The sequence below is a fragment of the Allomesorhizobium aridi genome (assembly GCF_043769475.1).
Lineage (GTDB): Bacteria > Pseudomonadota > Alphaproteobacteria > Rhizobiales > Rhizobiaceae > Allomesorhizobium.
On record NZ_CP171729.1, the window covers coordinates 772,968 to 793,250 of the forward strand.

The window sequence follows — 20,283 nt, forward strand, 5'->3', positions numbered from 1 at the left end:
GCGAACTGGCAACCCGGTGACGCTGCAACTGCCTTTCAGGTAAGCAGGGCGACCTTGGCATACAGCCTAATCGACCAACAACCCATCCAGCAGCCTCTCAGCCGCCTCCGGAATGACCGTGCCCGGCGGAAATATCTCGGCCACGCCGGCTTTCCGCACTGCGTCATAGTCCTGCGGCGGGATCACGCCGCCCACAATGATCCTGATATCGTCGCGGCCGAGCTTCTTCAGGGCTTCGCGAAGCTCCGGAATGAGCGTCAGGTGGCCGGCCGCGAGCGACGAAGCGCCGACTATGTGCACATCGTGGTTGGCAGCGAGCCTGGCGATCTCCTCCGGGGTCTGGAACATCGCGCCGACGGTAACCTCGAAACCGAGATCGGCGAAGGCGGAGGCGATGACCTTCTGGCCACGGTCGTGGCCGTCCTGTCCCATTTTGGCGACGAGGATGCGCGGCTTTGTGCCCGCCTTTTTCTCGAAGGCTGCGATCTTGTCCTGGACGCGGTCGACGGCTGCGTTTTGGCCGATCTCCTTGCGATAGACACCGGAGATCGTTTGAACCGAAGCGACGTGCCTGCCGAACGCCTTTTCGAGAGCCAGCGAGATTTCACCGACGGTCGCCTTGGCGCGGGCGGCGCGGATCGAGAATTCGAGCAGATTGCCGTCCGATCGAGCTGCATTTGTCAGCGCGTCCAGCGCCGCTTCCACCGCCGCGACGTCACGCGTGCCTTTCAGTTGCTGGAGCTTCGAGAGTTGGCGCGCCCGCACTTCGGCATTGTCGATCTTGAGGACATTGACCTCGATGTCCTTTTCCGGCCGGTAGGCATTGACCCCGACAAGCGCCTGCTGACCCGAATCGATGCGCGCCTGGGTGCGCGCCGCAGCCTCCTCGATGCGCAGCTTAGGGATGCTCTTCTCGACCGCCGCCGCCATGCCGCCCAGTCTCTCCACCTCCTCGATATGGCCGAGCGCCTTTGCCGCCAAATCGTGCGTCAGGCGCTCGACGAAGGCCGATCCGCCCCATGGGTCGATGATGCGCGTCGTGCCGGACTCTTTCTGCAGGATCAGTTGCGTGTTGCGGGCGATGCGGGCGGAGTGGTCTGTTGGCAGCGCCAGCGCCTCGTCGAAGGAATTGGTGTGCAGCGACTGCGTGTGCCCCTGCGTGGCGGCCATCGCTTCTAGCATTGTTCGCATGATGTTGTTGTAGGGATCCTGCGCGGTGAGGGACCAGCCGGAGGTCTGGCAGTGGGTGCGCAGCGACAGCGAGCGGGGATCCTTGGGCGAAAAGTTCTTCTGGATGAGCTCCGCCCAGAGCAGGCGCGCCGCCCGCATCTTGGCGACTTCCATGAAGAAGTTCATGCCGATCGCCCAGAAGAAGGACAGGCGCGGCGCGAAGCGGTCGATGTCGAGACCCGCCGCCACGCCGGCGCGGGCGTATTCGATGCCGTCCGCGATCGTGTAGGCAAGTTCGAGGTCGGCCGTCGCCCCGGCTTCCTGCATGTGGTAGCCCGAAATCGAGATGGAGTTGAACTTCGGCATATGCGTCGAAGTGTATGAAAAGATGTCGGAAACGATCCGCATCGAAGGCTTCGGCGGATAGATGTAGGTGTTGCGGACCATGAACTCCTTCAGAATGTCGTTCTGAATGGTTCCGGCGAGATCCTTCTGCGCCACGCCCTGTTCTTCCGCCGCGACGATGTAGAGCGCCATGATCGGCAGCACGGCGCCGTTCATCGTCATCGAAACGGTCATCTGGTCGAGCGGAATGCCGTCGAACAGTTGCCGCATGTCGAGGATCGAATCGATCGCTACGCCGGCCATGCCGACGTCGCCAGCCACGCGCGGATGATCGCTGTCGTAGCCGCGATGTGTCGCAAGGTCGAAAGCGACGGAGAGCCCCTTCTGGCCGCCGGCCAGGTTGCGCCGGTAGAAGGCGTTGGATTCCTCGGCTGTCGAGAAGCCGGCATATTGCCGGATCGTCCAGGGCTGCTGGACATACATTGTCGGATAGGGGCCACGAATGAAGGGCGCCGCACCCGGATAGGTGTCGAGATAAGGCAGCCCGGCAAGATCATTTTTGCCGTAGGTGCGCTTGACGGTGATCCCTTCAGGCGTGAGCCATGTCTCGGCGTCGTTCGACGACGTGCCGGCCTTCGGTTCGGACCACGCAATCCTGGTGAAGTCCGGGATCATCCGGCAACCTCTAGCAATTCGTCTATGCGCATGGCGTCCAGGCGCTGGCAGAACGCCGCTCCGTCGGTGGGCAAGGGGCGTCGCTTGGCTTCGAGCGTCCGGACCGGCACCTCCTGTTTCGCCGGATAGAGCGTGGTCCCGACCAGCACCCGCTTGCCATCACGGTATTCCTGGGTGCGCGCCTCGCGGGCAGCCAGGACGCGGTTCTGGATGTGGCCTTCGGACAGGCTGGCCAGTATGCCGCCTTCGGCCTCGATCCTCTGGAACTCCTTCCACGCCGCGTCGCAAAGCGCTGTCGTCAGAGCCTCGATGCCTCCCGACCCGGAGGCGGGGTCGGCGACGAAATCGACATGGCTTTCTCCCGCCAGGATAAGCTGCGTGTTGCGCCCGATCCGCCGGGCAAACGCGTCCGGCAGACCAAGCGCGATCGTGTGCGGGAGAACCGAGATCGAATCCGCGCCTCCGGCCGCCGCAGCAAACCCGGCGAGCGTGGTGCGCAATATGTTGGTTTCAGGGTCCTTTGCAGTCATCATCCGGTAAGACGTTTCGGCATGGATGGCGGCCGCCGAGGGTGGGATGGAGCAGGCCTGCTGCGCCCGCTCCCAGAGCCTCCGCAACGCCCTGATCTTGGCCATCGACAGCAACTGATCCTGATCGACGCTGAGCGAAAAGCCGATATGCGGCGCGGCATAGATAAGCGCCTGCCGCGCCTGCTCGAACAGCTTGAGGTGCGACACCGCCGCGGCGAGCACGATGCCGAGTTCCTGCGCCTCGGTGGCGCCGGCATTGTGGAACACCCGGCCGTCCGCCTCGAGCAGGACGCCCGGTACGCCGAGCGCGAAGAAATGCGCCAGCGATTGCGGCATCGACGCCTGCAGCGCCTCGATCGACATGCGCAGACGGCCGGTGCCGGCAAAGATGGCGGCGGAATCGATGCCGAACGACAGGCGCAATTTGGCCGGATCGGCCCGGCGCTTGGTCAGCAGCGCCACCAGCCAATCCGCCATCGCCCGGCTCGCCGGATGAACGTCGATCCTGAGATGAGTGCGGTTGAGGGCAATGTTTTCCAGAACGGCCTGCAGCGTTTCCGCCGTTCCGGGCAAGCCGTATCCGAAAGCGTTGGGAGCGCCCTCGAACACCAGCGACAGGCCGGTAGCGCCTTGCGCGATATCCTCCAGCGCCTGCGCGTTGGCGCGGGCGGGATCGGGATCGTCGACACGCTGCACGATAGTCCACGGCGCCTGCGGGTCCTTGCGCGTCAGCGGCTTGAACTGGGTAGCGCGCTCGTAGAGCGGCTCGACGCGAATGCCGTCGTCGGTGTGCGAAACCAGGGCTTCTTCAAAAGACATGCCGGCCAGGGCCTTTGCGGCAAGCGCCAGCCATTGTTCTTTATCGACCGCCGGGAACTTGACAGTGCCGATCGCATCTTCGGCGTCCATGCGCATTCCTTCTTCCTGCCGCCTGCCTCGCCCCAAATCGAATCTTATGGCCGGAAGCGGTGCGCGGCAATGCGCTCCGAACCCGCCTGTCATTGTTGCCCGCGGATCGCGGCCAAAATTAGCGTTGCGATCCGATTCTGGATTGCCAAACCCCGCCGCCCTCCGCAACCCTTGATCAGGCATTTTATCCGAACGGCATTGTGGCGCTGCAACCGCGCCACTATACCGGTTCGGACGCTGCAACGTCGCAAGTCCCTTTTAGGCCGGTTCCGGAGACTGAATTCATGGCGGGAGAAGACAGCATCTTTATCGGCGCGAGCCGAAAGCCGGACGACAGCTACCAGCAGCCGGAACAACTGCTTCTGAAATACGGCAACCGCCACGGGCTGGTGACCGGTGCTACCGGCACCGGCAAGACGGTGACGCTGCAGATCCTGGCCGAGGGCTTTTCCAATGCCGGTGTGCCGGTCTTCTGCGCCGACATAAAGGGCGACCTGTCGGGCATCGCCATGATGGGCGAAGCGAAGGATTTCCTGGTTGCGCGCGCCGAGGCGATAAAACTCGACCCTTATGAGTTCCAGGAATTCCCGGTCATCTTCTGGGACCTGTTCGGAGAGCAGGGCCACCCGATCAGGGCGACCGTTTCGGAAATGGGGCCGCTGCTCCTGTCGCGGCTGATGAACCTGTCCGAAGCGCAGGAAGGCATCATGAACATCGCCTTCCGGATCGCCGACGAAGAAGGGCTTCTGCTGCTCGACATGAAGGATCTGCAGTCGCTGCTGGCCAATATTGCCGATCGGGCCGGCGAGATCGGCGCGCGCTACGGCAATGTGACCAAGCCTTCGGTCGGCGCCATTCAGCGGTCGCTGCTGGTGCTGGAACAGCAGGGCGCGACGCACTTCTTCGGCGAGCCGGCGCTGAAGATCGCCGACATCATGCGCACGACGCGCGACGGTCGCGGCGCGATCAATGTGCTCGCCGCCGACAAGCTGATGATGAACCCGCGGCTCTATGCGACGTTCCTGCTCTGGCTCATGTCGGAACTTTTCGAGGAATTGCCGGAAGTCGGCGATCCCGACCAGCCGAAACTGGTGTTCTTCTTCGACGAGGCGCATTTGCTGTTCGACGAGGCGCCGAAGGCGCTGGTCGACCGCGTCGAGCAGGTGGTGCGGCTGATCAGGTCCAAGGGCGTCGGCGTCTATTTCGTTACGCAGAACCCGCTGGACATACCCGAGACGGTGCTCGCCCAGCTCGGCAACCGCGTCCAGCACGCGCTACGCGCTTACACGCCGCGCGAGCAGAAGGCGGTCAAGACTGCCGCCGACACCTTCCGGCCAAATCCGGATTTTGATTGCGCCAAGGCGATCACGCAGCTTGGAGTCGGCGAAGCGTTGGTCTCGACGCTTGAGGCCAAAGCCGTTCCGTCCATGGTGCAGCGGACGCTGATTCGCCCGCCATCTTCGCGCCTCGGGCCGATCACGCCCGAAGAGCGCCGGAAGCTTGTCGCCGAAAGCCCGGTGTCGGGGCAGTACGACAAGACGATCGACCGCGAATCCGCCTTCGAACTGCTGCAGAGGCGGGCCGCCGACGCCCTGAAGGCCGAGGAGGAAGCGCAAGGGCGCGAGCAGGAGGATACGGGCCGTTCACGCTGGACCATTCCCGGGTTCGGCGACGACGATGACGGCGACTACGCGCCGTCCCGCAATTCGCGGTCCCGCTCCGCGCCTCGGCCGCGCGCATCGAACCGCCAGACGGTCGCCGAAGCGGCGATCAAGTCGGTCGTGCGCTCGGTCGGCTCGTCTGTCGGTCGCGCACTGGTACGCGGCATTCTCGGCAGCCTGAAAAAGGGCTTCTGAAGCCGCGAAGCACTGATCCTAACGATGAAAATCTGACGCTTGGTACCTGACACAGACTCCGCTTTGGGCGGAAAGCTGCCGTCCGTTTTGCCCATCGGAACCGGCAGTCAGCGCCAAAACCGGACGATGGAACTGCTCCACAACGAGGTCCGTTCTACTGGCGAGCAGATCTCTGCTCCGCTAGAGTCCCAAGTCTCCACCGGGCTGCAGACCGAAAACCCGGAAAACGCTTATCTCATAGTAAGCTGATGCATCTGGAGCGCCTATGATGAAGCCGACCGGATTCACCGAGGCAGTGAGGATCGAGGACCTCGACGACGCGGGGCTGGTTGAACACGCGCGACAGCGTGACCCCGCCGCATTCTGGTTAATCATCAAGCGTCACAATCAGCGGCTTCACCGGGTCGCCCGCGCCGTCCTGAATGACGACACCGAGGCGGAGGACGTACTTCAGGAGACCTATATCCACGCCTTCACCCATCTGGCCGAATTCCGCGCGGAGGCGCGGCTGTCGACCTGGCTCACCCGGATCGCGCTGAACGAGGCGCTGGGACGCCGCCGGAAAAAGCGGCCCACCGTCGACGTGAAAGCCATCGAAGGCATGGTCGCTCCGTTCAGTGCTCACAAGCCTGATCCCGAAGAGGCGGCCGCTCTCGCTGAAATCCGCAGCCTCCTGGAGCGAGCCGTCGGTGGCTTGCCAGAGCCCTTTCGCATCGTCTTTGTCATGCGGGACGTCGAGGAAATGAGCATTGAGGAAACGGCTTTTCTTTTGGCATTGCGACCTCAGACAGTGAGCACCCGTCTTTTTCGCGCACGCCGGCTGCTCCGCGAGGCGCTACGGGACAAGCTCGCCACCGTGTTCACGGATACGTTTCTCTTCGCTGGCGCCCGTTGTGACCGCCTCGCGCAATCAGTCTTAGATCGGCTCGCAATCCGCCTGGTTCAAAAGGATGCTCATCAGTTGAACGCGGCGACTGAGCGCACGTAGACGCCGTCCACGCCGAGATTACGCCGGCTCCTTTCGCGGGGCTGGTGTAGCGGGACGCGGGAATATTTTGGCGGCCCGGACCATCCAATCGTCAGGCAAATGCATTCGGCGCCGCGGTGCTGACAGCGGTGTTGAATCAACAAACATAGGAGACCGCCATGCAGGGCGCATTTCACCTATCCCGGCGTCAGTCGCTTGAGGGACTTGTCGTACTCGGTGCCGGAGCGGCACTCGGCAGAATCGCGCGGCCTTCTCCGATATTGGCACAGGACATATCGGACGAGGACATTTTCCGCTTTGCGCTCAACCTCGAATATATGGAGGCTGAATACTACCTCCGCGGCACCACCGGAAAAGGCATCGACGCAGCCGATGTCGGTCCGAAACCCGGCGACGTCGTTGGTGGAAAACAAGTCTCGTTCGAGACGCCCGCCATCGGCGAATTCATGCAGGAAGTCGCCGAAAACGAACTCGCGCACGTCCGCTTCTACCGCAAGACGCTTGGAGCCAACGCCGTTGACCGGCCGGCAATCGATTTCGACGCGGGGTTCAAGGCCGTCGCGGAAGCGGCTGGTCTCGGTGCGGACTTCGATCCCTTCGGCAACGAAACGAACTTCGTGCTTTGCGGCATGCTGTTTGAGGATGTCGGCGTCACCGCTTATGCCGGTGCGGCGACAGTTCTGAAAAACAAGGACTTCCTCGCCGCCGCCGCAGGCATCCTGGCGGTCGAGGCCTACCACATGGGAATGGCGCGATCGACGCTATACCGGAAGGGAGAGGAAGCCTGGAAGGCGGCTAACGCCGTCTCCGATGCCCGGGACAAGATCGACGGATCAGAAGACAAGGACCAGGGCATCCAGGTGGACGGCAAAGCCAACATCGTTCCTTCGACGCCCGATGCGATCGCGTTCACCAGAACGCCGCAGGATGTGCTCCGGATCGTCTACCTCACCGACAAGGAAGGCGTGAGCAAGGGCGGCTTCTATCCGGAAGGCATGAACGGCACGCTCAAGAGCACCTGAACCGCTTGCGACGAGTGACGACGGGCCGCCGGAAACCGAGCGGCCTGACAGCGGCTGCTCTCGGAGAGAAACCATGAAAAAAGATGATGATGTGAACCACGGATCGGCTGCTTCAAACCGAGTGCTGTCTCGCCGCAGCTTCTTGAGAGTTTCTGTGGCCGGTGCGGCGATTGCCAGCGCCGGCGGCCTTTCGGCCTGCATGTCTCGACCGATGGCAGCCGGAAAGACTTCCAAGGCGGAGGCGGCTTACCAGGATACCCCGAATCGCGGCCAACGCTGCGCTGGATGTACTCACTTCCAAAAGCCAAACGGGTGTGAAATCGTCACTGGTGAAATCAGCCCGAACGGCTGGTGCCGTTTCTACGAAGCGCTGCCGGCTTGATGCAACAAGTTGCGGTCTCCCGCCTTATGTCTCGGGCGGGAGCAACGCGACGTCAGCCTCCGCGTCCGGAGCGGACGTTGGCCGGCCGGCGGCAAGCGTCTGCCTAGGGTCATGAGCATGAATTCGACCAAGCCCAACCGAATTTCCGCCAGGGTCGAAAACAGGTATTTCGGCTCCGGTACCAAGCGTCAGATTTTCACAAATAGTTGGCGGCGACGGCGCCAACTGCTTGACCCCCTCAGGCCATCGGAATGCCGGACGTGACCAGGATCGGCGTCTTGTTGGGGACGCGATCGTAGAGGTCGATGATGTCCTGGTTCATCAGCCGGACGCAGCCTGACGAAACCGATTTGCCGATCGAGTTCCATTCCGGCGAGCCGTGCACGCGGTAAAGCGTGTCCACGCCGTCCTGAAAGATATAGAGGGCGCGCGCGCCGAGCGGGTTCATGAGCCCCGGCTGCATGCCGCCATTGGCGGCGCTGTAGATTTCCAGCTTGGGATCGCGCCCGATCATTTCGGCGGGCGGCGTCCATTTCGGCCATTTACGCTTCCACTGGATGACCGCCCGGCCGGACCATTCGAAGCCGGCGCGGCCGAGGCCGACGCCGTAGCGCATCGCCTGTCCGCCTTCCCGGACGAGGTAGAGGAAATGGTTCGCCGTATCGACCACCACCGTCCCTGGCTGTTCGCCGGTCGGATCCTGGACGATCTGGCGGTAGTAGCGCTCGTCGACCTTCTCAATGGGTATTCCCGGGATTTCGTAACCCTCGTCGATCACAGGGGCGTACATCGATACGTAGCTGCCGAGCGAAGGCTCGATTTCGGGCGTGGGCGCTATCTGCACCGGGTCGAACCCGGCGTAGTGGGGCATGCTGGTGCATGCCGAAACCGTCAGCGCCGCCGCGCCGGTTGCGGCTGCGCCAAGAAACCGCCGACGAGTAAACTGGGAGGAAGAAACTGAAGTGATGCTCATGATGCCCTTTTAATTCCCGAGGCCGGGATGGATAGATTCCGACCTCGCAACAATGCGTGAACGCGTTCCTCCCGTTCGGGGCGCGATAGGCGGTTCCAGATCTGTCGCGAGGGTGAAAAAAGAAGGGCGAAGATGTGTCTGCCAGCCGCTGTTGCAATTCAGCAACGAGCGTCAGGCGCCGGCGAGCAGGCCTTCGAGCGAGGGCAGGATAAGCGCCGGCGGGTGATCGCGGTATTCGTCGGGCTGGTCGGTGCGATTGACCCAGACGGTGCGGAAACCGAACTTCGCCGCGCCGGCGATGTCCCAGCGGTTGGAAGACTGGAACGATATCAGATCTGGGTAAAGACGCCAGTTCGTCGCCACCAGATCGTAAACGGAGGGGTCGGTCTTGAACTTTTGGACCTGGTCGACGGAGAAGATGTCGTCGAGCACGGTATCGAGCGCTGCCGAACGGACGGCCGCCTCCAGCATCGCCGGCGAGCCGTTGGAAAGGATGGCGAGCCGCGCGCCTTCCGCCTTGAGCGCTTTCAGCACCGCCGGCACCTCGGGATAACAGTCGAGCCGCCAGTAGGCGTCGAGCAGGTCCTGTCGCAGCGACCGGTCGGCCGAAGGCACCTTATCGAAGGCGAAGTCGAGCGCCTGTTCGGTCAATTGCCAGAAATCGGCATAGGAGCCCATGAGGCTGCGGACCCAGGAATATTCGAGCTGCTTTGCCCGCCAGATGTCGGACAGCAACTGGCCCTCGGGGCCGATCGCGGCCGCATGCCGCCGCACCGCTGCGTGGACGTCGAACAGCGTGCCATAGGCGTCGAATACGAAGGCGGCGTGGCGCATTCCAGATTGGTTCACCATTGCGAGGCCGGACGCAAGTCTCGCGCCGCCTGAACGCCGGTTCTGGCCCCAACAATTCCTCCGGCTCGGCGGTTGACGGCGCGGGACAAAGCGTCTTCCATTGCGCCGCACAGATTTGGGACTTCACATGAGCTTATCGACGCCCGCGCAATCGACGACCTGGACCTATGTCGACGGAGACTGGCATGAGGGCAATGTCGCGCTCATCGGTCCGCGCAGCCACGCAATGTGGCTGGGCACCAGCGTGTTCGACGGCGGAAGGTGGTTCGAGGGCGTGTCACCTGATCTCGACCGGCATTGCGCGCGCGTCAACGCGTCGGCGGTCTCGCTCGGCCTGAACCCGACGATGGCCATCGAGGCGATCGTCGGCCTGGCATGGGACGGCTTGAAAAAATTCGACGGCAAGACGGCCGTCTATGTCCGGCCGATGTATTGGGCCGAGCATGGTGGCTATATGGGTGTTCCGGCCGACCCGGAATCGACCCGCTTCTGTCTTTGCCTCTATGAAGCGCCGATGATCCCGCCAACGGGTTTTTCGGTGACGGTTTCACCGTTCCGCCGCCCGACGCTGGAAACCATGCCGACCAACGCCAAAGCCGGTTGCCTGTACCCCAACAATGGCCGGGCAATCCTGGAAGCCAAGCAGCGGGGCTTTGACAATGCGCTGGTGCGCGACCTGCTCGGCAATGTCGCCGAAACCGGCACGTCGAATATTTTCCTGGTCAAGGACGGCCACGTTTTCACGCCGGCTCCGAACGGAACTTTCCTCTCGGGAATCACGCGTGCGCGCACAATTGCGCTGCTGGCGGATTACGGCTTCCGCACTACCGAGACCACGCTTTCGGTGCGCGATTTCATGGAAGCCGACGAGATTTTTTCCACCGGCAACCACTCCAAGGTGGTTCCCGTGACCAGGATCGAGGATCGCGACCTGCAGCCCGGGCCCGTAGCCAAGAAGGCGCGGGAACTCTATTGGGAGTGGGCGCATTCGGCTCCCGTCGGCTAAGCCGATAAAAAAGAGGCGAGGGCGCCTGTCGCGGAGTTGTCGCAGCAATATTCCAGCCTATCTCAAATCCGGCGGCTGCGCCGGAAACATTGCCACCGAGGAGTTACGACCATGGCTTTTGAATTGCCCGCATTGCCCTACGACTACGAGGCGCTCCAGCCTTACATGTCCAAGGAAACGCTCGAATATCACCACGACAAGCATCACAAGGCCTATGTCGACAACGGCAACAAGCTGGCTGCCGAAGCCGGCATGGAAGGCCTGTCGGTGGAAGAGATCGTCAAGCAGTCCTTCGGCAATAACGCCGGCCTCTTCAACAATGCCGGCCAGCACTACAACCACATCCATTTCTGGAAATGGATGAAGAAGGGCGGCGGCGGCAACAAGCTTCCGGGCGCCCTGCAGAAGGCTGTCGACAGCGACCTCGGCGGCTACGACAAGTTCAAGGCCGATTTCATCGCCGCAGGAACGACGCAGTTCGGCTCCGGCTGGGCCTGGCTTTCGGTGAAGGACGGCAAGCTCGCCATCTCCAAGACCCCGAATGGCGAGAACCCGCTCGTGCATGGCGCGTCGCCGATCCTCGGCGTCGATGTCTGGGAGCACTCCTATTACATCGACTACCGCAACGCGCGGCCGAAATACCTGGAAGCGTTCGTCGACAGCCTGATCAACTGGGACTACGTCCTGGAAATGTACGAAAAAGCCAGCGCGTAAAACGAAAAAGAAAACCCCGGCAAGTCCGGGGTTTTCTTTTTCGGGCGCGCTCTCGATCACGCGGAAATCACGGAAGCGTGACAGGCAGGCTGGAAGCTTTTCGGGCAGTTTTCGTTTTCCCAAGGCAGTCCTTTTGCAACCCAGGGGTCACTCAATGAAGAAATTTGTTATTGCCGTTTCCGCAATTGCGCTCGCTACCACCGCCGCGTTCGCCGACGTGATCGCCGACCGCAAGGCGGTCATGAAGGAGAACGGAAAGCAGGTCGGCGTGCTGGTGAAGATGGTCCAGGGCGAGGCCGATTTCGACGCCGCAGCGGTCATGGCGGCTTTGACCGCGCTCAACAATAATGTGCAGGCGATCGATGTCGCGGCGTCCTTCCCGCCGGGCAGCGACAAGGGTGACACCACAGCTTCCCCGAAAATCTGGGAAGACATGGCCGGCTTCCAGGCCGCTGTGGACAAGTTCAAGGCCGTCACGGCCGAGGCCGCCGCCGCTCCGGCCCAGGATCTCGAGGCGCTGAAGCCGCAGGTTGCCGCGATCGGGCAAAGCTGCTCAAGCTGCCACGAGGCGTTCCGGATCAAGAAGGGCTGACGCCAACCTATGAATTTGCCTGGAAAGCTCGCCGTCGCCGCCGTGATTGCGGCCGGCGTTGGCGGGCTGGCATTCTGGTACCTGACCGAGCCTGCTCGCATCGATGCCGAGACCGAGGCTTTGCTCGGATCCGGCGACGCGGAGAGAGGCGAACGCATTTTCTGGGCCGGTGGCTGCACCTCGTGTCACGCCAAGCCAAAATCCGAAGGCGAAGCGCGGCTCCAACTGGTCGGCGGCGTGCAGCTAAAAACGCAGTTCGGCACGTTCGTCGCACCGAACATTTCGCAGGACGCCAATGACGGCATCGGCGGGTGGTCGCAAGAAGATTTCGCCAACGCCATGCTGAAAGGCGTTTCGCCTTCGGGGGATCATTATTACCCGGCTTTTCCCTATGCATCCTATGCAAGGATGAGGCCGGAAGACGTGAGCGATCTCTACGCGTTCATGAAGACGCTGCCCGCGGTTGCCGGCCGGGCGCCGGATCGTACGCTCAGCTTTCCGTTCAGCTTCCGGCGCGGCATCGGCCTCTGGAAGCTGCTTTACGTCAGTGAGGATCCGGTCATCGCTATGGCGGAGGGCACGCCGGAGAATGTCCTGCTCGGCCGCTATCTGGTCGAGGGGCCTGGCCATTGCGGTGAGTGCCATACGCCGCGTTCGATCACAGGCGGCGCGGACAAGGGGCAGTGGCTTGCCGGCGCTGTCGCAGCCGAAGGCACGGGCGTCATTCCCAACGTCACATCGGGCGAGGGTGGCATCGGCGGCTGGTCCGAAGGCGATATCGCCAGCTTTCTCGAGACCGGCTTTACGCCCGATTTCGATTCGGTCGGCGGCTCTATGGTCGAGGTGCAGAAGAACATCGCCCAACTCACGCCCGACGACCGGGCGGCGATCGCAGCTTATCTCAAGGCCGTCCCGCAGCGTCCCAACGGCTATCCGGCGCGGCAGCCGTCGGGCGGATGAGCCGTGCGGTATGCCGCGCGGCCTTGGTCATGATCAGGTTGTACGGCCGAACGGCGCGGCCGAAGCCTTTCCGGCAATTTTCAGCGCGAACGCGTAGTTGAAGGCGATCTCCTCCAGCCGCGAAAAGCGTCCGGATGCTCCGGCGTGGCCGGAATCCATATTGATCTTGAAGAGCACCGGATTGTCGCCCTTCTTGCGGGCTCGCAGCCTGGCGACCCATTTTGCGGGCTCCCAGTAGGTTACGCGCGGGTCCGTGAGGCCGGCGACGGCGAGGATGGGCGGATAATCATGTGCGCCGACATTGTCGTAGGGAGAATAGGCGGCGATCGTCCTGTAGTCTTCGACTGATGCGATCGGGTTGCCCCATTCCGGCCATTCCGGCGGGGTGAGCGGCAGCGTGTCGTCGAGCATGGTGGTCAGCACGTCGACGAAGGCGACTTCCGCAATGACGCCGCCGAACGCGTCTGGCGCCATATTGGCGACGGCGCCCATAAGCATGCCGCCTGCCGACCCGCCCTGGGCGACAATCCGGTCGTGCGCGGTATAGCGCTCGCCGACCAGATGGTTTGCGGCGGCGATGAAGTCGAGAAATGTGTTCTGCTTCTTCGCCCGCTTGCCGTCCTCGTACCAGGCGTAGCCCTTGTCCTTGCCGCCGCGGATATGCGCGATCGCATAGACGAAGCCGCGATCGACAAGCGACAGGCAATTGGTGTTGAACGATGCGGGGATCGCGATGCCGTAGGAACCGTAGCCGTAGAGCAGGCAGGGCGCCGTGCCGTCCAGCGGCGTATCGCGGTGATGGATGAGCGAGATCGGCACCAACTCGCCGTCATGGGAAGGCGCCATCAGCCGGCGTGTCACATAGTCGGCGGCGTCGTGGCCGGAGGGGACTTCCTGCGTCTTCAACAGCGTGCGTTCGCGGGAGCGCATATTGTAGTCGAACAGCTGCGCGGGGGTCGTCATCGACGAATAAGAAAACCGCATAGTGTCGGTGTCGTATTCGTAGGAGCCGGACAGGCCCAGCGAAAAGGCCTCTTCCTCGAACGAAATCATGTGCTCTTCGCCGCTGGCGCGGTCGCGCACGACGATGCGCGGCAGGCCGTCCTTGCGCTCCAGACGCACCAGGAAATCCTTGAAGCTGAGCAGCGACAGTATCAGCCGGCCCGGTTCGTGGGCGACGAGTTCGGTCCAGTTGGCGCGGCCGGGGTCGCTCGCGGGCGCCGTCATGATCTTGAAATCCTTGGCGCCGTCGGCATTGGTCAGAATGAAGAAGATGTCGCCGCCTTCCTCGAGATCGTATTGCAGCCCGGTTTCGCGCGGCTGCACCGGGCGCGGCGCGGCCAACGGATCCTTCGCGCTCAGCAGGCGGTATTCCGTGGTCTCGTGGTCGTTGATGCCGATGAGTATCCATTCGTTGCTGCGCGTGCCCCCGACGCTCATGAAGAAACCGGGATCGGATTCTTCATAGACGAGGCGGTCGCTGGCATGCTCCGAGCCCAGCGCATGAAAAAATATCTTCGACGGACGATGGTTCTGGTCGAGACGGGTATAGAAGAAGCCGTCGCCGTCCGCGTTCCATACGCCGGAGCCGCCGGTGTCCGGAACCAATTCTGGAAGATCCTTGCCGTCAGACAGTTCGCGCACGCGCAGCGTGAAGAACTCCGAGCCCTTGTCGTCGAAGGCCCACAGAAGCCGGCGGTGGTCGGCCGAATGGTCGACGCCGCCGATGCGGAAATAGGGCTTGCCCTCGGCTTCCGCGTCACCGTCGAGGATGATGTCTTCCTCGCCGCCGTCGCGCGGCGTGCGGAAGTAGCGCGGCTGCTCGCCGCCCTTCTTGAATGAGGAGCCGTAGGCAAACGGTCCGTCTTTCATCGGCACCGAAGAATCGTCCTCCTTGATGCGGCCCTTCATCTCCTGGAACAGAACCTGCCGCAGGTCGGCGGTGTCGGCCATAAGAGCCTTCTGATAGTCGTTCTCGGCGTTCAGATGGTCGCGGATGGCGGGATCGAGCACCGACGGGTCGCGAAATACCTCCTGCCAGTTTTCGGCGCGCAGCCAGGCAAATTCATCGACCCGGGTAAAGCCGTGCCTTGTGTCGGAGACCGGGCGTTCGTCGGTTACGGGAGGAGCGATCTTCGGGAATGTACTGTTCATTGCAACTCGCTTCGGAACATTCTTGAATGGCAAATGAATACGCCCGTCACGGCGCGTTCAAGAGCGGAAATATAGGGTTCAGCGTGTCCGGTTTAGCCGGTTCGCCAGAGGAGGGATAGATGAATAGGCTTTTGGGGGGTACCGCGGCGCTGGCCGCATTTTTCACTGTCGCCGTCAGCGCAAGCCAGTCCGGGGCGACGGTTTTCGCGGCCTGGGAAGTCGCGAATGTCGAGTTTGGCGATACGTTGAACGTCCGGAAATATCCCGCCGGCACATCGCAGAAGCAATCCGCCTATCCCTATGGAACAGTGCTGCAGATGACGGGCAAATGCACCGGCGGGGGCAACCTGCTCGAAATTTCCAATCAGCCCGCATGGAAGCAGGAACAGGCGGTCCGTTATCGCTGGTGCGAAATCTGGCACGATCCGGCCCAGAACGGCAATTTCGTCACCGGTTGGGTCTACGGAAAGTACATCACGCCGCACTGAAGCGCAGGGCACAGTCGGCCTTGAAGTTTCAGCGGAAATCGCGCCATGGACAGATCCGGCTGGTCCCGCGGGTCCGAATCGGGCATTTAGCACCGCTTGCAAGAACGTCGGGCCAGCACGGCTGGCCGCTGAATCCACGGCAGGGAAATATATAGCGCTGTGGTGACGCGGCGTAATGTTGCTGCAACGAGTGAAATTCGGGTTTTGTCTAACCGGTTGCGGCACTACAACTGGCTGGTGAATATCTGGAATGACTAGAGCTGTCGCTAATATATACGAAAATTATGAATTGACTTACTTCAGGATGTGTCCGATAAGACATGTCAGCGCAGATCGTGGGAATTTGCCCGCGCCAAGCAGCGCAAACTGCCCCGGTATCATAAAGGGGCGCGACAATCTAGCTTAGTTGGGGCCCGAATAATATGGACACTGTGGAATCGCCTGCCCGAAATCATGAGATGCTGATCGAGCTCACCGCCGATGTTGTCGCTGCCTATGTGAGCAACAATCCGGTTCCGGTCGGCGAACTGCCCAATCTTATCGCTGACGTGCATTCGGCGCTCGGTCGCGTCGGCGGCGGCGCTGAGCAGCCGCCTGCGGACAAGCAGAAGCCGGCGGTCAATCCCAAGAGGTCCGTTCACGACGAGTACATCGTCTGTCTTGAAGACGGCAAGAAGTTCAAGTCGCTCAAACGGCATCTGATGACTCACTACGGCCTAACGCCCGACCAGTACCGGGAGAAGTGGTCGCTCGACGCCAGCTATCCGATGGTTGCCCCGAGCTACGCGGCAGCCCGCTCGCAGTTGGCCAAGAAGATGGGTCTTGGACGCAAGCGCAAGGCGGCCAGATAACCGGCTCTAGTCCGGCAGAGATCTTGCGACGGCGCCTTTGGGCGCCGTTTTGCTTTCCGGCCGTTGCCCGGCGCGGCGCAGCCTCTGTGCCTCGCAGCCGATCCAGCCCCTGCTTCAACGCTATGTGCCGGTTGAGGTCGTAGCTCCAGTGGCGGCGGAGCCCCTTGAGGCGCTCGCGCTCGATCGCCCTTTCGAGACGGGCGGCAAGCCTTAGTTTTTCGGCTGGCCCGGCGCTGAGCGCCTCCGACAGATCGATGCCGCAGGCAAGGTGGAGCGCGGCGATCTGCCGGGCATGCGCCGTTTCCAGCGATTTCCGTGTCTTGAAGTCTTCGGTTTCCTGGCGAAAGCCGTGCATGGCGAGTGTTTCCCGTTGGCGTCTATGCGTTCAGGCTAGGCGCGCCGCCGGGGGTGGGGACAAAATAAGCGCCTCTGTCGCAGCACGGAACGAAAAATCGCTGTCATTCCAAAGGCTTGGCATTTTCAGTGCGGAATATTAGTTCCCTGTTTGTTCACAGGGTGCTCGTCAGTCGATATAAGAACTTATTCCTATCATGCGGGGAGGATAAGTTCAGTGCAATTGACATCGGCGACGGTCAGGAAAGCGATCATCCAGGAGGAGCGGCGGCCAGGGCGCGTTCCGGTCCGGTCTGCCGAGCCCATCAGAGGCTCCCGTGGCGAGCGCGCCGTCGAACTGTGCGAGGCCATGATCGACATCACGGCGGCACTGTTCAATGTGCCGGGGAAGGAACTCCGTCGGGGCGGTCGCACCGAGATGGGCGTGTCGCGCGTTCGCCAGATCGCGATGTATGTCAGCCACGTGGTTCTGCGGCTCAGCATGAACGAGGTCGGCTTTGGCTTTGGGCGCGACCGCACAACGGTGCTTCATGCCTGCCATCTGGTCGAGGACCTGCGCGACGACGAGGATTTCGACAGGCTCGTCGCCAAAACCGAGCGGGTGGCGTTTGCCGCATTTCGCACGCGGCTGGGGCTCTGAAATGGCCGATAGGGCAAGGCAACGGATATTGGCATTTCTGTCGAGCGGCCCGGCGGTGGCGCGGGATGCGGCCAATGCCGGCAAGGTGCTGCTGGACGCCGGCGAGCGCGGGACGATCGCGGTCGACGCGGCTGTGCTGGCGGCGATGGCCAAGGAAGGCGTTCTGGTCCGGAAGGGCGCCCGTCTTTCGGTCGCGCCGGAGGACACAAGGACTGCAGACCGAGGCAGGACGGACCGGAACCGCTTCCAGGACCAGCATCGCGATCTGGAGATGAGGCAGGTCGACGCCGGCGGCGAGCCGGGGCTGGCGATGGTGAACCTCTCGGAATCGCCGCTCGGGCAATTGATGCGCCGGCGCGGGCCGGACGGCAGGCCATTTCTGAGCGCGACCGAATTCGGCGCCGGAGAGCGCCTGCGCGCCGACTACACGCGGGGCAGGATCATGCCGAGGCTCGGCGCGAACTGGGAGGCGAGCGTGGCCTCCGGTGCTCGCGGCCAAGGCGGCGGACTGGCCGACCTGACCGACGCAGCACTTGCGGCGCGCCAGCGCGTAGACGCGGCGATTGCCGCGGTCGGCCCGGAGCTTTCCGGCGTATTGATCGACGTGTGCTGTTTTCTGAAGGGCCTGGAACTGGTGGAGCGCGAGCGCGGCTGGCCGGTGCGCTCGGCCAAGATCATCTTGAAGACCGCGCTCGGCGTACTGAGCCGGCACTACAGCCCGCCTGCCTCCAGATACTCAAGGCAGACGCTTCATTGGGGAAGCGAAGGCTACCGGCCGAAGATGTCGCTTTAGGGTGATATTCGGGTGATGCCGGCCTGCAAATGGTGCCAATGCCTAAATCCTCCAAAACCCCCGTTGACGAATATTTGGGAAATCGGCACTCTGATGTTGCTGCATGTAGGGCGCATCGGCGGACGGCCGAAGGGGCAATGCCCACCTACGCAACGTCAATCGTAGTGCGCCCATGCCGAACCTCGAAAACCTCCGAAAGCAGGCCAAGCTCATCTTGCGCTGGCATCGTGACCGCTATTACCCGGTCGCGGCGCAGATCAGATCGGAATTGCCTCGCTATGGCCGGATGACCGATTCCGAAATTCTCGCGCAGAGCTTCAAATTGAGCGATGCACAGGAACTGGTCGCAAGGCAGCAGGGGTTCGAGAGCTGGCAAGCGCTCAAGACAGGATTGGAAACCATGTCGGACCATGCAGAAACCATTGTCGCCAAGGCTGTCATCGTCGACGCCGAACCACAACTATTCGTCGCCGATATCAAAGCTTCGTGCGCGTTCTTCACCAGCAAGCTCGGTTTCGCCACCGTATTTATGTATGGTGAGCCACCGTTCTATGCGCAAATCAAGCGCGATGGCGCACGTCTCAACCTGCGATGCGTCGCAGGGCCGGTGATCGAGGCCGACTTGCGCATCCGCGAGCAACTGCTTTCCGCCTCGTTTCCCGTCGCGACGGCGGACGAAATCAAGAAACTCTTCCTCGAATTTCAAGCTTCGGGCGTTACCTTTTTTCAGCCGCTCAAAAGCGAGCCGTGGGGCGCGAGAGATTTCATCATTACCGATCCTGACGGCAATCTGCTGCTTTTTGCAGGCCCAAGCGGCTAGGCGAAATATCCGCCTGCCGAATTTCAACACACCCGGGAAAAATCAGGCCGATTCGGCGAGGGCGGCCTGGGCGTCGCCCTTCATGCGCTTGACCATCGAGCGCAGACCGTTGGCGCGCTGCGGCGTCAGGTGCTCGTCGAGGCCGAGCGAGCGCATGAGCGCCTCGGCGTCGGTCGCCATGATTTCGCTGGCGCGCCTGCCGGAAAACAGCGCCAGCATGATCGCGACGAGGCCGCGGACGATATGAGCGTCGGAATCACCCTGGAAGATGACCACGGGATCCGGGCCGGAGCCCTTGTGCGTCACCAGCCAGACCTGGCTGACGCAACCCTGCACCTTGTGGGCAGAGTCGCGCGCCTCGTCGGGGAAGGGCGGCAGCGCCTCGCCGAGTTCGATGATGTAGCGATAACGCTCCTCCCATTCGTCAAGGAAGGAGAAGTCGTCGCGTATGGTTTCGATCGTGGTCGTCATTTGCCGTCGATATAGTGATTGGGCGCGGCCACGTCACGCAAAAAGACAAAGGAGACTCGGGCGTAGGCAGCGCAAGACGACGAAAATCCAGATGCGATCTATCCGCAAGATAAGGGGTTTGGCGGCTCAATCCGAGGCCGCAACGTCTGCCTTGGGCATCGGAATGCCGCCGGTCGTCGTGGCGGTGTCGGGTTCGCTGAAATTCTCGTCGAGCATTTCGAAGGCGATGCGGGCAGCCTCGCGCGCTCTGACGCCGACTGTATGCATGGCCGACTTTCCGGTCTCGCACACGTCGGGCTTGCGCTCGCAGATGCCGGTTACATCGCCGACGGCCTCGCGCGCGGCGAGAAATGCCTGAACGGGGCTGACGTTGGTGACGCCGTCCGCCGTGCCGCCCGGGTCCAGCGGGAGGACGAGCAATACCAGCGAAAACCAGAATGCCATCCGAACCAGAAAACCCATTTGACTGCCCTCATCTGCAGGGCCGCCTTAGCCGGCGGCCTCTTTCCTTATGCCATCATGATGACACGCGCATGCAAACCGGCGCTTGCGCCTTCAGTCGGCATTTTTGGAAAATTTCATTCAAATTTTAAGCGTCAGCCGTCACCGACAATTCGATTTGGACCTTAACGGAGCAGTTAAGGTTCGGTTAACCATCGAACCAGCTGATCTTGTTGAAGTTTTCCGCCAGGCAAGCTCGTTTTTTCCGGCGCGGGCCGCGTTCCGTTTCGCCCTGCA

The 20,283-nt window shown here is 62.2% G+C and carries 20 protein-coding genes and 1 pseudogene; 13 read left to right on the forward strand and 8 right to left on the reverse strand.

Going from position 1 to position 20,283, the window contains the following annotated elements; all coding sequences use genetic code 11:
• Positions 1-66: 66 nt before the first annotated feature.
• Both scpA and ACG873_RS05715 read right to left on the reverse strand, forming a co-directional pair.
• A complete protein-coding gene (gene scpA, locus ACG873_RS05710; protein WP_394890841.1) occupies positions 67-2,190 on the reverse strand; it encodes a methylmalonyl-CoA mutase in 2,124 nt (707 codons plus the stop codon).
• Entirely contained in the window at positions 2,187-3,629 is a 1,443-nt protein-coding gene (locus tag ACG873_RS05715; protein ID WP_394893375.1) for a methylmalonyl-CoA mutase family protein, read from the reverse strand. Before ACG873_RS05715 ends, scpA begins: the two co-directional genes overlap by 4 nt.
• Before the next feature lie 284 nt (positions 3,630-3,913).
• Here ACG873_RS05715 and ACG873_RS05720 point away from each other — a divergent pair, with 284 nt between their 5' ends.
• The 4 genes from ACG873_RS05720 (at position 3,914) to ACG873_RS05735 (ending at position 7,877) form a co-directional block, all read left to right on the forward strand.
• Positions 3,914-5,485 (forward strand): helicase HerA-like C-terminal domain-containing protein, encoded by a 1,572-nt coding sequence (locus tag ACG873_RS05720; RefSeq protein WP_394890842.1) that lies wholly within the window; start codon positions 3,914-3,916, stop codon positions 5,483-5,485.
• Between the two features lie 265 nt (positions 5,486-5,750).
• Positions 5,751-6,473: an RNA polymerase sigma factor gene (locus tag ACG873_RS05725; RefSeq protein ID WP_394890843.1), complete on the forward strand. Its 723-nt coding sequence runs from the start codon at positions 5,751-5,753 to the stop codon at positions 6,471-6,473.
• 158 nt (positions 6,474-6,631) lie between these two features.
• Positions 6,632-7,495 (forward strand): ferritin-like domain-containing protein, encoded by an 864-nt coding sequence (locus tag ACG873_RS05730; RefSeq protein WP_394890844.1) that lies wholly within the window; start codon positions 6,632-6,634, stop codon positions 7,493-7,495.
• 73 nt (positions 7,496-7,568) lie between these two features.
• Positions 7,569-7,877 (forward strand): high-potential iron-sulfur protein, encoded by a 309-nt coding sequence (locus ACG873_RS05735; RefSeq protein WP_394890845.1) that lies wholly within the window; start codon positions 7,569-7,571, stop codon positions 7,875-7,877.
• A 238-nt stretch (positions 7,878-8,115) separates the two neighbouring features.
• Here the strand turns inward: ACG873_RS05735 and ACG873_RS05740 are convergent, their stop codons facing one another.
• Positions 8,116-8,850: a L,D-transpeptidase gene (locus tag ACG873_RS05740; protein WP_394890846.1), complete on the reverse strand. Its 735-nt coding sequence runs from the start codon at positions 8,848-8,850 to the stop codon at positions 8,116-8,118.
• A 171-nt stretch (positions 8,851-9,021) separates the two neighbouring features.
• Entirely contained in the window at positions 9,022-9,684 is a 663-nt protein-coding gene (locus ACG873_RS05745; protein ID WP_394890847.1) for a haloacid dehalogenase type II, read from the reverse strand.
• Positions 9,685-9,829: 145 nt separating this feature from the next.
• On the opposite strand from ACG873_RS05745, the gene ACG873_RS05750 reads away from it, so the two are divergent.
• From ACG873_RS05750 to ACG873_RS05765, 4 genes are all read left to right on the forward strand, one after another.
• Positions 9,830-10,708, forward strand: a complete 879-nt coding sequence (locus tag ACG873_RS05750) for a branched-chain amino acid aminotransferase (protein WP_394890848.1) — start codon at positions 9,830-9,832, stop codon at positions 10,706-10,708.
• Between the two features lie 111 nt (positions 10,709-10,819).
• Positions 10,820-11,422, forward strand: coding sequence for a superoxide dismutase (locus ACG873_RS05755; RefSeq protein WP_394890849.1), 603 nt, complete (start codon positions 10,820-10,822; stop codon positions 11,420-11,422).
• A gap of 154 nt (positions 11,423-11,576) precedes the next feature.
• A complete protein-coding gene (locus tag ACG873_RS05760) occupies positions 11,577-12,014 on the forward strand; it encodes a c-type cytochrome (protein WP_394890850.1) in 438 nt (145 codons plus the stop codon).
• A 9-nt stretch (positions 12,015-12,023) separates the two neighbouring features.
• Positions 12,024-12,974, forward strand: a complete 951-nt coding sequence (locus ACG873_RS05765) for a cytochrome c (RefSeq protein WP_394890851.1) — start codon at positions 12,024-12,026, stop codon at positions 12,972-12,974.
• A 33-nt stretch (positions 12,975-13,007) separates the two neighbouring features.
• Here the strand turns inward: ACG873_RS05765 and ACG873_RS05770 are convergent, their stop codons facing one another.
• Positions 13,008-15,128 carry a S9 family peptidase gene (locus ACG873_RS05770; protein WP_394890852.1) on the reverse strand — a complete coding sequence of 707 codons (2,121 nt, stop codon included), beginning with the start codon at positions 15,126-15,128 and terminating at the stop codon, positions 13,008-13,010.
• Between the two features lie 119 nt (positions 15,129-15,247).
• Between ACG873_RS05770 and ACG873_RS05775 the strand changes: the two genes are divergently transcribed.
• Both ACG873_RS05775 and ACG873_RS05780 read left to right on the forward strand, forming a co-directional pair.
• Positions 15,248-15,616, forward strand: a complete 369-nt coding sequence (locus ACG873_RS05775) for an SH3 domain-containing protein (RefSeq protein WP_394890853.1) — start codon at positions 15,248-15,250, stop codon at positions 15,614-15,616.
• A gap of 422 nt (positions 15,617-16,038) precedes the next feature.
• Complete coding sequence (locus ACG873_RS05780; protein WP_394890854.1) at positions 16,039-16,467, forward strand: MucR family transcriptional regulator; 429 nt, start codon at positions 16,039-16,041, stop codon at positions 16,465-16,467.
• A 67-nt stretch (positions 16,468-16,534) separates the two neighbouring features.
• Here ACG873_RS05780 and ACG873_RS05785 read toward each other — a convergent pair.
• Positions 16,535-16,822, reverse strand: a pseudogene (locus ACG873_RS05785) (cytoplasmic protein); the annotation flags it as partial.
• Positions 16,823-17,038: 216 nt separating this feature from the next.
• On the opposite strand from ACG873_RS05785, the gene ACG873_RS05790 reads away from it, so the two are divergent.
• From ACG873_RS05790 to ACG873_RS05800, 3 genes are all read left to right on the forward strand, one after another.
• A complete protein-coding gene (locus ACG873_RS05790; protein WP_394890855.1) occupies positions 17,039-17,461 on the forward strand; it encodes a helix-turn-helix domain-containing protein in 423 nt (140 codons plus the stop codon).
• Between the two features lie 28 nt (positions 17,462-17,489).
• A complete protein-coding gene (locus ACG873_RS05795) occupies positions 17,490-18,254 on the forward strand; it encodes a DUF6456 domain-containing protein (protein WP_394890856.1) in 765 nt (254 codons plus the stop codon).
• A 172-nt stretch (positions 18,255-18,426) separates the two neighbouring features.
• Positions 18,427-19,074, forward strand: coding sequence for a VOC family protein (locus ACG873_RS05800; protein WP_394890857.1), 648 nt, complete (start codon positions 18,427-18,429; stop codon positions 19,072-19,074).
• A gap of 42 nt (positions 19,075-19,116) precedes the next feature.
• On the opposite strand, the gene ACG873_RS05805 is transcribed toward ACG873_RS05800, so the two are convergent.
• Positions 19,117-19,545, reverse strand: coding sequence for a SufE family protein (locus tag ACG873_RS05805; RefSeq protein ID WP_394890858.1), 429 nt, complete (start codon positions 19,543-19,545; stop codon positions 19,117-19,119).
• Between the two features lie 126 nt (positions 19,546-19,671).
• Positions 19,672-20,007: a DUF5330 domain-containing protein gene (locus tag ACG873_RS05810; protein WP_394890859.1), complete on the reverse strand. Its 336-nt coding sequence runs from the start codon at positions 20,005-20,007 to the stop codon at positions 19,672-19,674.
• Positions 20,008-20,283: the final 276 nt, after the last annotated feature.